The organism is Sulfitobacter alexandrii, from assembly GCF_001886735.1.
In the GTDB taxonomy this organism is placed as follows: domain Bacteria; phylum Pseudomonadota; class Alphaproteobacteria; order Rhodobacterales; family Rhodobacteraceae; genus Sulfitobacter; species Sulfitobacter alexandrii.
This window is the reverse complement of record NZ_CP018081.1, coordinates 82,327-100,163: the sequence shown is the minus strand read 5'-3', so window position 1 is coordinate 100,163 and position 17,837 is coordinate 82,327. Positions and strand designations below refer to the sequence as shown.

Sequence of the window (17,837 nt, the reverse complement as noted above, 5' to 3'; positions counted from 1 at the left end):
CAACCTTGAGCCTGACGCGAAGAGGCTATTTCCGCCGCCTGAAAACGGACCCTGACATTGGCAAGTGGCGCGTTTCGTCCGCGCCCCCCAAGTCCCGTCTTCGTCAAGCCGGGCCATTTTTTACGGCGCTGGCTGATCCAGGCGGTCAGGCGGTCAGGGACTGTTGACCCATCTTCTTCAGATTTCGAACGATTTCTTCGTGCATGATCCCTACGATCTCTTTTTCGGATCTCAAGATAACATCAGTTGGAGCGCCAACCCCGACAGCGAAAAGCCGCGAGTTCAGATGGTTAGGAAACGGCATGGAAATCAAGCCGCTCCCTTGAACCACCTGATCGGTTGAGAGGTAATAGCCCTTGGCACGGGTTTCTGCCAACGAGGCCACGAAAGCTTTCACATCCACTGCCGGTTTGTCGGGCGCGCGATAGGCGTTGATCCTGCGGAACAGACTGCGCACTTCGTCGTCACTGAAACGACTCATCAGAACGCGCCCGACACCTGAGTTACCCAGCGGACGACGTGTCCCGAGCGATATGTGGTGGATCGGCGAATCTTTCGGGCGGACAACTTGCACGTACTCGGCTTCGTCCCCATTCTTGGTTGCCAGAACCACCACATGCCGTGTGCGTTCCGAAATTGCCTTGAGCAGCCGGTGGATGGTGCCTTCGCCGAACAGATCTGGATTCATCCACGACCCTAAAAGCGGAACGCGCTCGGTGGGAAAATAACTCTTCTTTCGGGCATCGTGGGTCAGAAATCCAAGCTTCACCAAGCTTTTGAGCAGCGCCGAGGTACTTGACTGCGGGTACCCCAGTTCCTTGGACACTTCCACGACCGAAAGCGGTCGCTGAACTTCATCGAAATACACCAAAGTCTGACAGGTGCGCGCCACCGATTTCACAATTTGATCGCCGCCTGTTCTTGCTGAAGTCTGATGCGCGGTTTCCATGATCTCCTCCCTTCGTGTGCAGTTATATGCACAGCGTTCCATACGGAAGGATGGCCGCGCTTGTAAATTCTGTCAACTGTTAGAAAACTGCCGGGGGCACGCCGCAAGCGGCTTGGGGATCAGGAAAGATTTCGGGTTCGGTTGTCAGTGGCCTCCTCGATTGGCGGGTATGATCACACCGTCAGCGGCGACGGCTCCCTGCCCGCTTGCTCCGACGATCAATGGATTGACATCAATGGTCTCAAGCGCGGCCCCGTGATGGGCGGCAAAAGCAGACAGTCGGGCAAGGGCGCCGGCGAGGGCGTCGATGTCGCGTTCGGGCGCGCCCCGGAATGCGTCCAGCAGTTTGCGGCTGCGGATTTCGTCAATCATACGGCGCGCTTCGACAGGTCCGAATGGTGCGACGCGGAAAGACACGTCTTCGAGGGCCTCGACAAACACCCCGCCCAGACCGAACATGACCACCGGGCCGAAAGCCGGGTCCTGGGTCACGCCGAGTATAGCCTCCAGTCCAGGTGCTGCCTGTTCCGCCACGACCAGCCCGTCGATCCGCGCACCGGGCATCTTCTCGGACGCCAATTCCAAGATTCGTGCCCCGGCAGAGCGGACATCTTCGGCCGAACGCAGATCAAGCGCGACGCCCCCGATGTCGGATTTGTGCAAGATGTCGGGCGAGGCAATCTTCAGCACGACCGGGAATCCCATTTCTTGCGCTGCCTGAGCTGCCGCTTCGGGGGTGGTGGCCAGGGTTTCGCGCACGATCCCGATTCCGGCCTCTGCAAGCAGGGCCTTGGCCTCGATCTCGTTCACAATTCCGTCCGGCAACGGCGACAGGTTGGAGAGTTCGGGTATCGGGTCCTTTTCGCCTGCCCGCGCGAAGGAACGGGCAAAATAGCGCAATGCGGCCATCGCCCGGACTGCACGGGTCGGTTCCTCGAACACGATGAACCCCGACTTTTCGTACGCGGCGCGCCCCTCTGGCTCTGTCAGCGAACAGAACAGCATTGGCCGATCGGGATATTTCTCGCGAATGCGCTCCAGTCCGCGCCGAATGGCTTCGTTCAGGTCGGCGACAAGTCCGACCGTCGACATGAAGATGATGGCCCCATCGATCTCGCCGTCACCAAACAACACATCCATGTTGGTTTCCAGAAGATCGATCTGGTTGACCAGCTGCGCCGTCACATCGACCGGGTTTCGGACACCGGCAAATGGCAGCACCTCTTTCAGCTTTTTCTGTGCATGATCGGGAAGCGCAGGCACGTCCAGTTTCAGCTTTTCGGCTTCGTCGGCCATCAGCACCCCGACCCCGCCCGAGACTGTCACAAGGCCCAGCCGGTCGCCCTGCATCATCGACGCGGATTCGGCACAGGCATAAGTCACATCGAACATTTCATCGACCGATTGCGCCCGGTAAACGCCGTACTGCCGGAACGCCGCGTCATAAACCGCGTCTGCCCCAGCCAATGAGGCGGTATGCGACTGCGCGGCCTCTGCTCCGACCGCGCTGCGCCCGACCTTCATCATGACCACCGGCTTTCCCCGGGCCCGCGCCAGCTCAAGTGCCTCGACCAGCCTGTCGCGATCGGTTGCCCCTTCGAGATATCCCATGATGACGCGGGTATCGTCATCCTGCGCGCAATAGGCCACGGCATCGGCAAAATCGACATCGCAGGAATTGCCCGTCGTCGCCCAGATATTGACCCCAAGTCCGCGCATTCGAACGAGCGTCATGCAATACGAGCCGAACGCGCCGCTTTGACTGACGATCGACACGCCGCCGGGTTTTGGCAGGTGTTTTTCGACCCCGGGCGTGAATGTCGCATAGAGGTTGTGGCGCACATTCGCGATGCCAAGGCAGTTCGGCCCCACAAGCCGCATGCCGCCCTCGCGCGCGATGTCGACCATGCGCGCCTGAAGGGCGGCCCCGTCGGCATCGACCTCCGAGAACCCCGAACTGAAGATCACCGCCCCCCGCACACCTTGGGCCGCGCACTGTTCGACCGCCTGAACGGCCAGCGGCGCGGGCAGCGCGATCACGGCCAGGTCCGGTGTCGTGGGTGCCTCCGAGATCGACGGATACGCCGTCAGGCCCTGCACCTCTGGCGATTTCGGGTTGATAGGCAGGATCGGGCCGTCGAAACCGTGCCGCTTGAGAAAATCCACCGGCCTTCCGCCGATGCGCTTGGGATCGCTTGAGGCGCCAATCACCGCTACCGAGCGAGGGTTGAAAATGGCATCCATTCCATGAATTCGCATGGGACTTCCTTTGATGTTCGTAACTAGTAGGATTTTGGCAGGCCGAGGGCATGTTCCGCGATAAACGAAAGCACCAGCTGCGGGGTGACCGGCGCGATGCGGAACAGGATGGCCTCGCGAACAAGACGCTCGACATGGTATTCCTTGGCGTATCCGAACCCCCCGAAGGTCAGCTGCGCGGTCTGTGTCGCCTTCACCGCCGCTTCGGCGGCCAGATATTTTCCTGCGTTGGCTTCATTTCCGCAGGGCTTGCCCGCGTCGTAGAGCGCGCCGGCGTGCATCGCCATCAGGTTGGCCGCCTCCAGTTCCGCCCAGCTGGCGGCCAGGGGGTGCTGTACACCCTGATTCTGACCGATTGGTCTGCCAAAAACGACGCGCTCATTGGCGTAATCCGCGGCGCGCCGAAGCGCATTCCGCCCGATTCCGACTGCTTCAGCGGCAATTAGAACCCGTTCGGGGTTCAGCCCGTGCAGGATCTGACGAAAGCCCTGGCCTTCTTCGCCGATCAGATCCCCGGCGGGGATCGGAAGCCCGTCGATGAACAGTTCGTTCGAGTCGACACATTTGCGGCCCATCTTTTCGATCTCGCGCACGGTGACGAAAGATCGGTCCAGATCGGTGTAAAAAAGGCTTAATCCTTCTGTCGGTTTCTTGACGTCCTCAAGCGGGGTCGTGCGCGCCAGCAACAGGATCTTGTCGGCCTCCTGGGCGGTTGAAATCCAGACCTTCTGGCCGTGCACCACATATCGGTCACCCTGTCGCACGGCGCGTGTTTTCAGTTTGGTGGTGTCCAGACCGGTTGTCGGCTCGGTCACCCCGAAACACGCACGTTCATCGCCTGCCACCAAAGGCGGAAGGTATTTCTTTTTCTGGTCATCGGTGCCGAATTTCACGACTGGGTTCAGACCGAAGATATTCATGTGAATCGCCGATGCGGCGCTGTTGCCGCCGCCGGATTCCGCAATGGCCTGCATCATGATCGCGGCATCGACGATGCCAAGACCGGCACCTCCGTACTCTTCGGGGATTGCAATCCCCAGCCAGCCATCGCGGGCCAGCTTTTGATGCAGCTCTCGCGGGAAACCGCCTACGCGATCGCGTGTCAGCCAGAATTCGTCGTCGAATTCTTCGCAGATCCGCAGGATCGCATCGCGGATTCCCTGCTGTTCGGATGTCATCTGATAGGTCATGATTTTCTCCTCACGTCTTGCAGACCCGGCTCAGCGGCCCGGTTCGGCCACAGTGCCTTGTTCGATTAGGGTGTCGATTTGCCCGGTGTCGTACGCGAGCTCTTGTAAAATCGCCCGGGTGTCAGCACCCAGTTCGCGGCGCCCAAGCCAGCGCAGCCGTCCCGGCGTCTTGTCCAGCTTTGGCACGGGTCCGACGACCTTGGTGTCGTCGCCCTCCACCCCAACAATGTCCCTTCGCGCGGCGATCTGCGGATCGGCCAGGATGTCATCGACGTCATAGACCATCGCAGCCACGGCATCGTGGGCCTGGAAGATGTCAATCGCCTTCTGCGCGTCATGCTGTGCCACAAATGCGCCGAGACGGTCCACAATCTCGTCCATGTGCTCCGCGAAGCCATCGAGGCTTTGGAATTGCGGCTGTTCCGCCCATTCCTTTCCGCCCGCGGCTTCCAGAAGCCGCCGCCCGGTCGCGGCACTGCCTGCGCTGATTGTGACCCATTTCCCGTCGCGGGCGCGAAACACCCCCGCCGGGGCGTAGGAATTGGGCGCCTGGAGCCCGTTTCGGTCAACCGGCAGCCCCGCGCCGGTTCGCGTCGGAACGTGATAGTCGATCAGGCGCAACAGCGGCTCGAAAATAGCCAGGTCCACCACTTGCCCCCGGGCGCGGCCGTTCTGCACCGCATGCAGCGCCATCATCGCGCCGTAGGCCGCCATCAGGCCTGTGGTCGAATCCGCAGCGGGAAAGCCGGGGTGCATCGGCGCGTTGTCGGCAAAGCCGGTGATGTGCGCCAGTCCGCTCATGGCCTCGCCGGCCCGACCGAAACCCGGCCACGAGGCGCGCGGCCCCGTCTGGCCATAGCCCGAGATCCGCACGATCACCAGATCGGGGTTCCACTCATGCAGGACCTCTGGGGCCAACCCTGCCCGTTCCAGAACACCGGGTCGAAAGTTCTCGATAAGCACATGGGCGTTTTCGACCAGCCGGCGCAGAATGGCGCGGCCGTCTTCACTCTTCCAATCCAGCGCCATCAGACGCTTGTTTCGTGCCAGGGTCTTCCACCAGGCGCCAACGCCATCACTGGCCCGCGCGCTCAGTACCCGCAGCATGTCACCCTGCCCCGGACGCTCGATCTTGACCACGTCGGCGCCAAAATCGGACAGCAATGCGCCGCACATCGGTGCTGCGATCACATGCCCCAGTTCAATCACCCTGACATCGCTCAGTGGCCCATTTTCCATTTTCACGTGTCTGCCTCGTTCTGCGAATTTTCCGACGTCAAGCCCTAGTTTGCGGCTCTGAAAGCCTCATTCTGCTCGGAACTAGAATCCATTGCGAGAACAATCGAACAACCGTTAGATCGCCGAAACGAGCCGATGTTTTTTCACTTGACGGAGGAAAGAATGGCAGAGCCAAACACGAATCGAATGACGGCATGCCGGCCCACGGTAGCCGACGCACTGGACGGGTTGTTCGACCCTCGCACCATTGCGGTGGTCGGCGCGTCCCGCACCAAGGGCAAGTTGGGGCAGGCCGTCATGGCCCTGCTGAAGAGCAACGGTTACAGCGGCACGATTATCCCCGTGAACCCTTCGGGCGGCGAGATCGAAGGCCTTCCGGCTGTGCGCAGTCTGGACGAGATTGACAGCCCGATCGACGTGGTTGTGCTGGCAACGCCGGTCGGGGTCGCGCTGGACGCTCTGGAGACCTGCACCAGGCTCGATGTAAAGGTCGTGGTCGGGGTCACCTCGGGCTTTTCCGAAGCCGGGGAAGAAGGGCATGACAACGAAGAGCGCTTGCGCCGGATCATGCAAGACGCGCCCTTCAGACTGGTCGGACCGAACTGCGAAGGCGTGGTGCGCCCCGCGGCGGACCTGCAACTGACCTTCAGCCCGATGTTCAACGATCTTCGGCCTGGTCCCGTGGCCATGATTTCCCAGTCCGGCGCGCTTGCGGGCCTTATGGCGTTGCGCCTGGGCGAACGCGGCGTGGGCATCAACGCCATCGTTTCCAGCGGCAACGAAACCGACCTGACCGCAGCGGACCTGCTGGATTATCTGGGCAACGACCCCCAGACGCGGGTGGTTCTTTGCTACGTCGAGGAACTGCGCGACGGACGCCGTTTTTCCGAAGCGGCCCAGCGGCTGACACAGGCGGGGAAGCATATTGTCGCGGTCAAGGGTGGGCGCAGCCGCGCCGGGTCACGCGCGGTCCAGTCGCATACCGGCGCCATGGCCGGGGACGACCGGGTGATCAGCGCGGTCTTTCGCGAAACCGGTGTCATCCGCGCCCGTGAATCCGTCGCCGCCGTCGATGCCGTGACGGCGCTCGCCGCGGGTCGACGACCTGCCGGAAACAGGGTCGGGATCATTTCTGTCACCGGCGGGCTTGGCGTCGAAATGACCGACTTGGCCGAAAGCGCCGGCTTCGAGGTTCCGGTGCTGGATGAAACGACGCAGACGGCGCTGTCGCGCTATGTGCCCTTTTATGGGTCGGTGACAAACCCGGTCGATCTGACCGGTGTGGTTTTGGCGAATCCCACATATGTCGGACGCTGTCTGGAGGCCGTTGCCGCCGATCCGGGCGTGGATATTGCCATCGCAATTATCACATTTGTGCCAGATCAGCAGTTCATCGAGGCCTTGGCCGAGGCGTTCGACAGCACAGACAAGCCGATTCTGATCGTCTGGACCGGTTCGGCACGCAGCAATGCCTCGGGCGAGGCGCTGCGCGAACGAGCCGTTCCTGTCTATGATTCGCCCGCTCGGGCGGCATCGGGCCTCGCCGCACTCGCGGTCGCGACAGGAGAAGTGGCATGACCCAAAGAGAAACGCTGGAAAACTGGCAGCGTGCCGGGCGCACGGTTATCCACGAGGCCGATGCGAAGGATCTGCTGCAACGGATTGGAATCCCGGTGCCCCGACGTGACCCCGACCACGGGCGCTGTGTCGCCAAGCTGTGTCACGATGACTATCCGCATAAGTCCGATCACGGGCTCGTCCGTTTGGGTCTTTCCCCCGACGAGGCGAAACAGGCCGCCGCGGAAATGGCGGAACGTTTTGCGGGCGGCACGGCGCTGATCGAGGAAATGGAAGAAGGGTCCGTGGCCGAATGGATTATCGGCTGCAAACGCGACGACACCTTTGGTCCGATCGTTCTGGCCGGTCCTGGCGGCATCCTTGTAGAACTGATTGATGCCGCCGAAATCAGGCTTGCGCCCGCCACCCCGCAAACTGCCGCGGCCATGCTGCGATCGGGTCCGGGGGCGCGGTTGCTGACTGGACTACGCGGCGCAGAACCGGCCGACAAAGATGCCCTGGCAGACCTGATTTCACGCATATCTGTTTTCTTTGCCGAGAACGCCGATCTGATCTCGGAAATTGAAATCAACCCTGTGATGGTTCGGGCCGACGGGAAGGGATTGGTCGCCGCCGATGCCTTGATCGTTTTGTCATCAAAGGCGGACGGACAGGAGAAATCAACGTGATACGTCACCCTTTTGGAGAGTTGTCACTTGGCCAGACCGGCATTTCGAGCGGTCGGACGATGACCGAAACCGATGTCGTCAATTTCTGCATGTTGACCGGGAACTGGCTGGAACTTCACTCCAACGTCGAGCACGCCAAATCGTCTCTGTATGGCCAGCGCCTCGTGCAGGGCAGCCTCGTGTTCTCGATCGTCAATGCGATGATCCCCTTCGACAGTTCCGTGCTGGCCGCTTTCTATGGCTGTGACAAGCTACGCTTTTTGCGGCCCACTTTTATCAACGACACCCTTTGGGCCCGCACCGAAATCATCGACCTGAAGGACCATGACGAAAGGCACGGCGTCGTGACCAGCAAACTGGAAGGCATCAACCAGCGGGACGAAACGGTCCTGCGCTGCGAGTTCAGCCTGCTGATCCGCAAGTCGCGTCTGGATCGCCCCGGAGAACCGGCCAAAATCCGTGCGGCGCACGACAAGACACAAGGACAGAGCGCATGAACTTTCTGACACCCGAGCAAGAGATGTGGCGCGCCACCGTCGAGCGTTTCGTCGACGAAGAGATCGGCCGCGATTATATCCGCAATTGCGACCGCGAGCGCAAATACCCCTACGAAGCCTATGAAAAAGTGGCCAAGCAGGGCTGGCTCGGCATCCTGTTTTCAGAAGAGAGCGGCGGTCTTGGCGGTGACATCATGGATTATGCCCTGATGTGCGAAGGGTTGGCCAAATACGGCTTTGACTTCTCGACCGGGTTGATGGTGGCGACGTTCACCGCGATGAATGTCGAGAAATTCGGCACGCCCGAGCAAAAAGAGCGGTACATCCAGCCCTTCCTCAATGGCGACATCCGCTTTTCGATCTCGATTTCCGAACCGGGCGCGGGGTCGGATGCGGCATCGACAAAGACCCGCGCGCGGCGCGACGGCAACGGCTGGGTCGTCAACGGGCAGAAACTGTGGTGCTCGGGCGCTGCGGCCGATAACGCAATCCTTGCAATGCTGACCCGGACCGACCCCGACGCGCCCAAACACAAGGGGCTGTCGGTTTTCCTGATCCCCAATGACACCGAAGGTCTGGACATCCGCAAGCTGCCGACCATGGCGCGCCGCGCAACCGGCACCACCGAGATTTTCGTGGACGACGTGAAACTGCCGGCCGATGCGCTGCTGGGCACGGAAAACGATGGCTGGAAGATCATCACCGACCATCTGGAACTGGAACGCGTGGCCGTGGCCGCCGCCTATGTGGGCAATGCCCAGACAGCCGTAGACGATGCTCTGCGCTACGCCCACGAACGGATTCAGTTCGACAAGCCGATCTTCGACTTTCAGGTGATCCGCCACATGCTGGCCGACATGCAGACCCAGGTCGATGCCGCCCGGCTGTTGGTTTATCGCGCCGCCAGCCTGGCCGCAGCCAAGACGCCCTGCACGCGAGAGGTCTCGATGGCAAAGCTCTATGCCTCCGAGACGCTGCAGACGGTGACGCGCAACGGAATGCAGATCCTGGGTGGCCACTCGATGCTGCCCGAAGCAGATATGGAGCGGTATTTCCGCGAAGGGATGCAAAGCACCATCGGCGGCGGAACCTCGCAGATTCAGCGTACGCTCATCGCCAAGACCATGCGCCCGGGCTAACAGTTCGGGGCGCACCGGGACAGCCCGACAAGAAGGAGAAAGAGCATATGAAGAACGGACGAGAACCGGTGGTCGTCGGCATCGCCGACGCGCCGCTGAAGGACGGCAAGTTCGTCACCAAGGCTTCGGTCCTTGGTCATGCCGCATTTGTGGCAAAAGCCGCCGTCGAAGAAGCAGGACTGAAGTTGAGCGATGTCGACGGTCTTCTGACGGCCGGCATGTGGGGGGTCCCCGGCCCCGGCCAACTGGCCACGGTGACGCTGGGCGAATATCTGGGCATCATGCCGACATTCGTCGATGGCACGAATATTGGCGGTTCGGCATTCGAGGCCCATATCGCACATGCCGCCATGGCTCTTCGCGAAGGCTATTGCGAGGTTGCGCTGATTGTCTACAGCTCGGACCAGAAATCCCTGCGCAGCCGCAATCTAGGGGGTCGGCCTTCAGTCCTGTCCATGCAGCATGAAACGCCTTACGGAATGCCCACGCCTGTGGGCGGCTATGCGATGGCCGCACAGCGCCATATGCATGAATTTGGCACCACGTCCGAGAATCTGGCCGAAATCGCCGTCGCGACGCGGAAATGGGCACAGTTGAACCCCGAGGCGACGCGTCGCGATCCGCTGTCCATTGACGACGTGCTGTCCAGCACGATGATCTCGGAGCCGCTGCATCTGCTCGATTGCTGTCTCGTCACCGACGGGGCCGGCGCCCTCGTCATGACCACCGCCGAGCGGGCCAAGGACCTCAACACCCGTCCCGTCGCGGTCAAGGGCTATGGCGAGGCGCATACCCACTGGGCCATCGGCGAAATGCCGGACCTCGCCCGCCTGCTTCCCGCGCAAAAGGCCGGGGAACGCGCAATAAAAATGGCCGGGGTGAGCCATTCGGATATCGACCTGGTCGAGATCTATGACAGCTTTACCATCACCGTGCTGCTCTCGCTCGAGGCTCTCGGCTTCTGCAAGATCGGCGAAGGCGGGGATTTCGTGTCGGGCCAGCGCACGGCACCAGGCGGGGCGTTCCCAATGAACACCAGCGGCGGCGGCCTCTCGGCGCTGCATCCGGGCATGTTCGGAATGTTCCTGCTGATCGAGGCCGTCCGGCAGCTTCGCGGCGAAGGCGGCGAGCGCCAGGTCAAGGGCGCCGAGACCGCTCTGGTGCATGGTACCGGGGGTACGCTTTCCTCAGGTGCGACCGTGATTTTGCAGAAGGGCTAAGACGATGAGCATTGAAAAACCGCTTCCGGTGATCGACCATGACAGTGCCCCCTATTGGGAGGCCACGCGCGAGGGCCGCCTCGACATCCCGCTTTGCGGCGATTGCGGCAAACATCATTTCTATCCCCGCTCTATTTGCCCGTATTGCCATTCCGACAATCTGCGCTTCAACACCGTGAGCGGACGCGGCAAGGTGCATACCTTCACCATCGCGCGCCGTCCGGCAGGGCCGACTTTCGCGGATGACGTGCCATATGTCGTGGCATTGATCGAGCTGGAGGAAGGCCCCCGGATGATGAGCCGGATCCAGACCGGCGACCCCGAGAAGGTTCATATCGGGGCCAAGGTGGAAGTGACGTTCGTCAAGGCAACCGACGAAGTGACTTTTCCCTACTTCAAAATGACCTGAGGCCAGAGGCACCGCCACTTCGGGGCCGAATGTGGAAGAGCCGTCGCAGAGGTTGTCTGCGGTGGCTCTTCGCTTTTCGGAGGTCACCCGGCGCGGCCGGGCTGCGGTGCTCCGCGCAAAAACCGCCACGCCAAGAGCCCGGCCAGCGCCAGCCCACCAACGATGTCGGCCGCAGGCGCGGCGTAAAACAGCAAGCCGGCAGCCGACAGGAACAGCAACCGGCCGATGACCGGCACCTTTCCACGAAACCAGCCGCTTGTGCCGACGCTGACGGCAAAAACCGCGGCGCAGGCCACGCCCATATCCAGTAGGATTTGCACCGTGCCGCCCTGGGCCAGTATGCCCGGCCGGAACACAAAGAGAAACGGCACCACATAGATCGCTCCGGCCAACATCAGCGCGCGACCCGCCACCCGCCAGAAATTGGCCCCTGCCAGGGCGGCGGCGGCATAGACACTGGCGCAGACCGGTGGCGTGATGGCCGACAGGATCGCATAGTAGAAGACAAAAAGATGAGCCGTCAGTTCGGGTAGGCCAAGCCGCACGAGACTGGGCGCGGCGATTGCCGCCGCCAGCACATAGGAGGCCGTCGTCGGCACGTCCATACCCAGCAAGATCGCCAGCACCGCCGCCAGCAACAGGGCCACGATCAACCCCTGACCGGACACAGAGAACAACAGGTTCGAGACTTTGACCCCGGCACCCGTCGCCGTCAGAACCTTGACGACGATGGCGGCGCAGGCTAGCAGCGCGGCGATCATCACCAACGCCCGCCCTGCTTCGATCATCCCCTCATAGAGGTCGCGCGCCAGCTTGGCCCAAGAGGCCAGCACGCCCTGCTCTCTTCCGTCACGCGCGAACGGGCGCACCACCACACAGGCCAAAACCAGTATGATAACAGCACCGGCACCTGCAAAGCTCGGCGTGTAGCCGTTGAACAGGAAGTAGACCATCGCCGCGATGGGAAGAAACAAGGGAATTGACTTGTCCGGTGCGAGGAATTCCGCCGGTTCGGGCATTTCGCTCCTCGGTGTCGGTTGCAACCCTGTGCGACGCGCATAGAGATCCACCCCGAGCCATACCGCCAGGTAGTAGAGAAATGCCGGACCGATCGCCGCAACGACAATGTCGGTATAGGGAATGTTCAGGAACTCAGCCATGATGAAGGCCGCTGCCCCCATCACCGGCGGCGTAAGCTGGCCGGCGGAGGAGGCAACGGCCTCGACCGCCCCGGCAAAGGCCGGTGGATAGCGCAGCCGCTTCATCGTGGGAATGGTGATCGAGCCGGTCGCCATGACGTTGGCCACTGCCGAACCGGTCACCGTCCCGAACATCGCCGAAGACAGGGCACAGACCTTTGCCGGGCCGCCATACGTTCGACCGGCGATCCACGTTGCCATTTTCATGAAAGCATCCGTTGCCCCGGTCGACAGCAGGAGCGCCCCCAGAAGCACATAGATCACGATGACCCGTGCCCCGATATCCGCAAGGTAGCCGAACAGGCCGGTGGTCGAGCTGTAAAATGTCTCGACAGCGGTACGTGCCGAAACGCGCGGCGGGCGCCAGGCGCCGTCGATCAGGTCATAGCCGAAATAGAAATAGATCACGGTGCAAAGGGCCAGCAGCGGCAGGAACCATCCGATCACCCGGCGCGCGGCCTCGAGGGTCAGCAGAACAGCTATCAGACCTGCCGCCTTGTCGATCGGCCCATAGCGCACCATGATATCCGAAAAGCGATCCCGGTTCAGGATCACGTAGAGGCAAACCGCGAACGCCAGTAGTCCCAGCATGATGTCCACAGCCCGTTCAATCCCGCTTCGCGCACCGGTCCGCGAGGCGCGTGCCGCATAAAGAAAGAACGCGCCGCCGATACCGAAACCGATAAAGATCGGCCGCTGAACCAGCGGTTCGAACTGCCCGAATAAGGCATTGTAGAAATGCAGAGCGACGAATGCCGCCAACAATACTCCAAGCGCCTGCCCTCCGCGCCGTTCCCAATTGGGTATTGCGGTCGATGTCTGCGTCATGTTCTCTCCGAGAGCGGTAACGGCGGGGTGCCCGCAGCACCCCGTCTGGATCAGCCTATGGCCGCCGTCGTGACGGCCCGCGATTCCGGTCAGCTTCCGGCCGCCTCTCTCCAGTAACGTTCCGCACCTGGATGATAGGGTATACCGGTCTCGATTGTGGCGACGGCATCGGCGGCGATGTCGTAATCCGCAAGCTGCGGCCAGGCTTCGACCAGCAGGTCCATGTTCTGGTGGATGCTGCGAGCGATGTCATAGGCGCTCTGGTCATCCATGACGCCGGTGCGGGTCAGGAAGAAGACGTTGAGCTTGGGTACCCGCATTTCCTCGGATCCCGGAATAAGCCCTGCGGGAAGAGTCGTGAAACCGACGCCCTCCATGGCTTCTGTCGCCGCTTTCTCCTGCTCTTCGGTGAAGCCGATCAACCGCATCTTGGTGCTTGTCATCAACTCTTGCAGGGTTGCATCGACAGAGTTTGCGGCCCCGTATTTGCTATAACCGATGATCTGGCGGTTCTTGATGCCTTCCACCGCGTCGCCAACGGCGCCATGCACCAGGTCCGCGTTGATATCGAACATGGACAGGACACCGGTCGTCAACGTCTCGGCCGCCGATCCGCGGATGCCGGGATTGAACTTCTTTCCGTCCAGTTCGTCCAGCGTCGTCACACCAGACTCTTCGGTGACCGCGATCAGCAGGATCGAGGCGCTGTAAGGATAAAGCGCAACCGTATCTGGGATTGCGTTACCTTCGAACTTGCCGGTCCCGTTTCTGGCGGAGATCAGAATGTCGGTGGTGGCAAGCCCAAGGTCGATCTCGTCGCGCGCCAGCCGCAGCACATTGTCCACGCTGGCCCCGGTTTCGATCACGCTGACATTGGTGCCTTCCATGCCGGTCTCGATCGCCTTGCTCATCGCAACCGAAATGGTGAAATGGCTCGACGTCGGGCTGGTCGTGCCCATCGTGAGATCCTTGGCAGATGCCGCGCCGCCAAGGGCTATCGCGCCCATGGCCGCGATAGCACCCACCGCCGCCCGGTATCCGGTCAACTTGCGTTGGATCATTTTATCCTCCCGTTTTTGCCTTTAAAGTAACGTCAGCCCGGTCGCTTAAGCACGCAGGGCCCCCGATGTATCGATCCGCTCTCTCAGAACGCGCAATTCTTCCTCCGTTGGTGGCCGCGTTTGCGGCACCTCGCCTCTGATCGCCAGATCGAACCCCGTATGACGCTGGACCTCTTCGGGCGTATTTCCCGCATGCACCGATTTCAGTCGCATTCGCAGCGTCGTCTTGTCGAAATCCATAACCGCTCGCGGTGTCACCACCAGGCGCGGTCCTTCATTGACCAGCCCGGCGTCGCGTTTCGCGGCAGGCCCGGACAGATGTCCGGGTATTGTGATGAAATCGACCGTTTCCACAAAGTTTCGCGCCGTATGCACGGTGGGGCAAATGTAATACCGCGACGAGGTGTGGCAGTATGACAGGTTTGCTGCCCCCGGCCCGCGCATCTTTGGTGCGTGCAGCGTGCCGCCGACGTGGTGCAGGTTGATGTTGCCGTACACATCGTGCTGCAAGCCACTGTGAAAGAAAAAATCCAGCCCGTGATGGCTGTGGCCGAACAACTCGATAAAGGTCTCGGCGGCCTCGCAGCGGCCGAGCGCACGATCGTCCAGCATCGACGGATACAAACGCCCCGGCTCGGGGTTGAAGAACATCTCGCCGCCGACCGTCAGGTTCGGTGCATGCAGCTCGCGGGCTAGCGCAATGGCCGCCATCGGCACCAACGCGGCTGCACCCGCCGCACCCAGTTCTCCGTCGGCCAGATCGCGGGCCAACACGACGACCATCTGTTCAATTGGGGAAACCGCTGCACTCATTCGTTCCGTGCCTCGGCTTCGAGCACGGCGAAATACCCGGCTCCCCCGACCGCTTCGATGTAGTCGCTCTGGTTTTTCGGTCCGGTCACATGGCGGGCGATATAGGTGTCCAGCCCCGTGCTGTCGCCGGTCCGGGCGGCATCCCCCAGATCGGCGTAGGCGTCGATATGGTCCTCGTCCATCGCATAGTTGGGAAAGCTCGCGGTTGGGTGCGCGCCATAGGGCACCTCGACCACGGCATCGACATAATAAGACGGCACGGTAACCCGCGAGGGATCGTCCAGAACGACCTCGTCCGGCACGATCCGGTCCACGCTGGCAATGACCATGTCAGACGCGCGTGCCATCAGCTGATCGGCGTAGACCATCGTGCTGAGATGGCGCAGGTTTCCCCAACGGTCGGCTTCCTGCGCGTGCAAGAACGTCACTCTGGGGCGGATCGGCCCGACGGCGTGAATACGGCGGCCGGAGAACGGGCAGTCGATTTCGTGCAAAAGCGGGTTGTGCTTCAGAACGTCCGATCCGCGCAGCGCGTCGATTGGCTGGAACGGCACGCCATGAGCCGACGCCATCAGCCCGCCCACCACGGTCAGCGCATCCAGCGCGTGCGCGGTCACCTGCCCTGCCTCGACCGCGCGGCGGAAATTGGGGCAAAGCCGGTTTTCCAGCGTAACGCCGGGAATAAAGACCTGTGCGACCGCGCCTGCCGCAATCATCAGGTCGACATCATACCCCGCGCCCGGCGAGGAATACACATGCAGACCATCTGCGCCCGCGGCCAGCAACGCGCGCACCAGTGCGACAGGGCGGCTTTGCTTGAACAGACCACCGAGACAAAGCTCGGGGCGTTCTTCCAAAGCGCCTCGTGCCAGCCGGGCTGCGTCTTGCAGGCCTGTGACCTTGCTGCGACGTGTGGGTTTCGCTTGGCCTTCCATCGTTGGGCGTGCCACTCCGATAGTGATTGCGCTGACCCATCCTAGTTGACGCTATGGGGTCCATCACCTTCCGACTAGCGCAAAGCCTGATCGAACACATATGTGGAAATGCTTGCGCCCGGTTCCTGACAGGCAATTGAGACCGGTCAGAACCACCCTGCCGCGACACCGCCGCCAACGATGAGCGTGATGAGGAGGATGCTCGCAACACCGAAGATCCCGTTCCACCGCAAGCCGATGGTCAGCGGCCGCTCGCCCACGATGGAGGAGGCGTAGACCACCGCCGTGATGGCCGGTCCCATGCAGATGATGCTGCTCCAGCCACCAGCCAGTGCAAGGCCCAGAGCAAGCGGCGACAAACCTTCCACGCCGACGCGGTTGACCACCTCTGCCAGCAGGACCACCGAGATCATCGGATGCACGCCCAGCAGCCCCGTCAGAAACACCGTCATGATCAACAGCACGACGGTCAGCACAGGCCGCGTTGCGATCCAGCCAAGATGGTCGGCAATCCATTCGACCGGAACGACCTCCAGCGCGACGAGGCCGATGAACCCCGCCGACGCGATGACGCTCATTTCGGTCGCGAAACCCGGTGCCTGGGTCACAAACCGGCGCGATATACCGGCAAGGCTGCCACTGCCGCTGCGCATAACCGACCAGAGCAGCGCATAGATCGGCACGATGGTGATCAGGACGGTCTGGAAACTGTACTGGGTCAACCGGTCCAGCGTGACCACGGCGGCGCCCAAAAAAAGCACATGCCCGGACACGATCAGGACGGCCCAGGGGCTCCAGTCCGGCAAGTCACCGCTCAGGGCCGGTGCCCGGCCGCGCGCCGAGGGCGGGCGCCACCATTCCACCGTGTCGAACAGCCATCCCAGAAGAAACAGAATCCCGGCCAGAGCAATCCCGTAAGGCGCCAGGGTCGTCCATTCGAGCCCCGGTATTGTGAGAATCATCAGATTGAGAGCGATTCCGAACGGCGTCCAGAACGCGATCGAGGAAAACCCCCGCATACAGGCGCTCACCATCCTGCGCTTGCGAGCCTGGAACACGAATTCGTCCATCTCGTGCCGATGCGCCGCCAGCCCTTTCATTATGATCTCCAGCATCACCCCAAGCCCGCCGAGATTTAGAAGCACCCCGAACAGATGCCCGCCCGCACCCAGAGAGGCGTAGCGACGGGTCGGCGGCTGCAGTGTCAGGAATTCACCGGCAACCTCGACAATCGGGTCTTGGGTGGCCGCGATGCGCAGGAAGGCGACAGCCGTCAGCAGAGCGGACAGGAACACGACGCGCCCCGCCGCCTGGACGAAGATGCCGGGGTCGATTCCATTGGCCAGCGCCAGAAGGGCGATCGCGAGCGAGAAGAAAAGCAGCACCCATCCGACACGGGCGATGTAGCGGGACGAAATGGCAAGATAGATGCAGAAAAACGGCGCGGCAGCGATGGACGCGACGGCGGAGGGCAAGACACCCTGAATGATGGCAGCGCCAAGACAAATCAGCAGACAAATGGCCGTAAACCTGTTGCGCTTGCCGGAACGTTTCAGGCGCTCGACAGGCGACATCTGCCCCCCCTTTTCCGAAGGCGCTCGTTGTGTCTGTGACGCAACGGCAGATGCGGTCTTTCATGGCACGACGGCGGAAATGCGATGCCGACAATTTCCCATTCACAGGCAAGGACACACAAGGTGCTCATCTTGTCGGCGCAGGGCGGACTAGCCCGGATTTGTGGTGGCACTGACCGCCTTGGTTCCGGGCCTCCGAGGATACATCGTCTGGCGGTCAATGACACAACGATGCCTCGAAATGTCTCTCCGCACATGCGTGCTTGTCTGCCCGACTTT

The 17,837-nt window shown here is 61.7% G+C and carries 15 protein-coding genes; 6 read left to right on the top strand and 9 right to left on the bottom strand.

Features of this window, described 5'->3' with window-relative positions:
* Nucleotides 1-145: 145 nt before the first annotated feature.
* The 4 genes from BOO69_RS21580 to BOO69_RS21565 all read right to left on the bottom strand — a co-directional run bounded on the left by BOO69_RS21580 (nt 146) and on the right by BOO69_RS21565 (nt 5,637).
* On the bottom strand, nt 146-949 hold the full coding sequence (locus BOO69_RS21580; protein WP_027264361.1) for an IclR family transcriptional regulator: 804 nt from the start codon (nt 947-949) through the stop codon (nt 146-148).
* A 144-nt stretch (nt 950-1,093) separates the two neighbouring features.
* Complete coding sequence (locus BOO69_RS21575; protein ID WP_027264360.1) at nt 1,094-3,208, bottom strand: acetate--CoA ligase family protein; 2,115 nt, start codon at nt 3,206-3,208, stop codon at nt 1,094-1,096.
* A gap of 23 nt (nt 3,209-3,231) precedes the next feature.
* Nucleotides 3,232-4,398 (bottom strand): acyl-CoA dehydrogenase family protein, encoded by a 1,167-nt coding sequence (locus BOO69_RS21570; RefSeq protein WP_027264359.1) that lies wholly within the window; start codon nt 4,396-4,398, stop codon nt 3,232-3,234.
* Between the two features lie 30 nt (nt 4,399-4,428).
* Nucleotides 4,429-5,637 (bottom strand): CaiB/BaiF CoA transferase family protein, encoded by a 1,209-nt coding sequence (locus tag BOO69_RS21565; protein ID WP_027264358.1) that lies wholly within the window; start codon nt 5,635-5,637, stop codon nt 4,429-4,431.
* Nucleotides 5,638-5,823: 186 nt separating this feature from the next.
* Between BOO69_RS21565 and BOO69_RS21560 the strand changes: the two genes are divergently transcribed.
* The 6 genes from BOO69_RS21560 to BOO69_RS21535 are packed head-to-tail and all read left to right on the top strand — an operon-like array spanning nt 5,824 to nt 11,148.
* A complete protein-coding gene (locus BOO69_RS21560; RefSeq protein WP_027264357.1) occupies nt 5,824-7,215 on the top strand; it encodes an acetate--CoA ligase family protein in 1,392 nt (463 codons plus the stop codon).
* On the top strand, nt 7,212-7,883 hold the full coding sequence (locus BOO69_RS21555; RefSeq protein WP_027264356.1) for an acetate--CoA ligase family protein: 672 nt from the start codon (nt 7,212-7,214) through the stop codon (nt 7,881-7,883). The genes BOO69_RS21560 and BOO69_RS21555 overlap by 4 nt, the downstream gene beginning before the upstream one ends.
* A 59-nt stretch (nt 7,884-7,942) precedes the next feature.
* Nucleotides 7,943-8,380 (top strand): MaoC/PaaZ C-terminal domain-containing protein, encoded by a 438-nt coding sequence (locus BOO69_RS21550; protein WP_051372686.1) that lies wholly within the window; start codon nt 7,943-7,945, stop codon nt 8,378-8,380.
* Nucleotides 8,377-9,519, top strand: coding sequence for an acyl-CoA dehydrogenase family protein (locus BOO69_RS21545; protein WP_027264354.1), 1,143 nt, complete (start codon nt 8,377-8,379; stop codon nt 9,517-9,519). The genes BOO69_RS21550 and BOO69_RS21545 overlap by 4 nt, the downstream gene beginning before the upstream one ends.
* A gap of 47 nt (nt 9,520-9,566) precedes the next feature.
* Nucleotides 9,567-10,739, top strand: a complete 1,173-nt coding sequence (locus BOO69_RS21540; RefSeq protein WP_027264353.1) for an acetyl-CoA acetyltransferase — start codon at nt 9,567-9,569, stop codon at nt 10,737-10,739.
* A gap of 4 nt (nt 10,740-10,743) precedes the next feature.
* Nucleotides 10,744-11,148 (top strand): Zn-ribbon domain-containing OB-fold protein, encoded by a 405-nt coding sequence (locus tag BOO69_RS21535; RefSeq protein ID WP_027264352.1) that lies wholly within the window; start codon nt 10,744-10,746, stop codon nt 11,146-11,148.
* Nucleotides 11,149-11,231: 83 nt separating this feature from the next.
* On the opposite strand, the gene BOO69_RS21530 is transcribed toward BOO69_RS21535, so the two are convergent.
* The 5 genes from BOO69_RS21530 to BOO69_RS21510 form a co-directional block, all read right to left on the bottom strand.
* The gene (locus tag BOO69_RS21530) at nt 11,232-13,109 is read right to left on the bottom strand and encodes a TRAP transporter permease (protein ID WP_237267662.1); all 1,878 of its coding nucleotides are present in this window, start codon (nt 13,107-13,109) and stop codon (nt 11,232-11,234) included.
* A gap of 155 nt (nt 13,110-13,264) precedes the next feature.
* Entirely contained in the window at nt 13,265-14,236 is a 972-nt protein-coding gene (locus tag BOO69_RS21525) for a TAXI family TRAP transporter solute-binding subunit (protein ID WP_027264350.1), read from the bottom strand.
* Between the two features lie 45 nt (nt 14,237-14,281).
* Nucleotides 14,282-15,019, bottom strand: coding sequence for a CoA-transferase (locus tag BOO69_RS21520; RefSeq protein ID WP_081710587.1), 738 nt, complete (start codon nt 15,017-15,019; stop codon nt 14,282-14,284).
* A 26-nt stretch (nt 15,020-15,045) separates the two neighbouring features.
* Nucleotides 15,046-15,906 carry a CoA transferase subunit A gene (locus tag BOO69_RS21515; RefSeq protein ID WP_036051647.1) on the bottom strand — a complete coding sequence of 287 codons (861 nt, stop codon included), beginning with the start codon at nt 15,904-15,906 and terminating at the stop codon, nt 15,046-15,048.
* A gap of 224 nt (nt 15,907-16,130) precedes the next feature.
* Nucleotides 16,131-17,558 carry a hypothetical protein gene (locus tag BOO69_RS21510; protein ID WP_027264347.1) on the bottom strand — a complete coding sequence of 476 codons (1,428 nt, stop codon included), beginning with the start codon at nt 17,556-17,558 and terminating at the stop codon, nt 16,131-16,133.
* Nucleotides 17,559-17,837 lie beyond the last annotated feature (279 nt).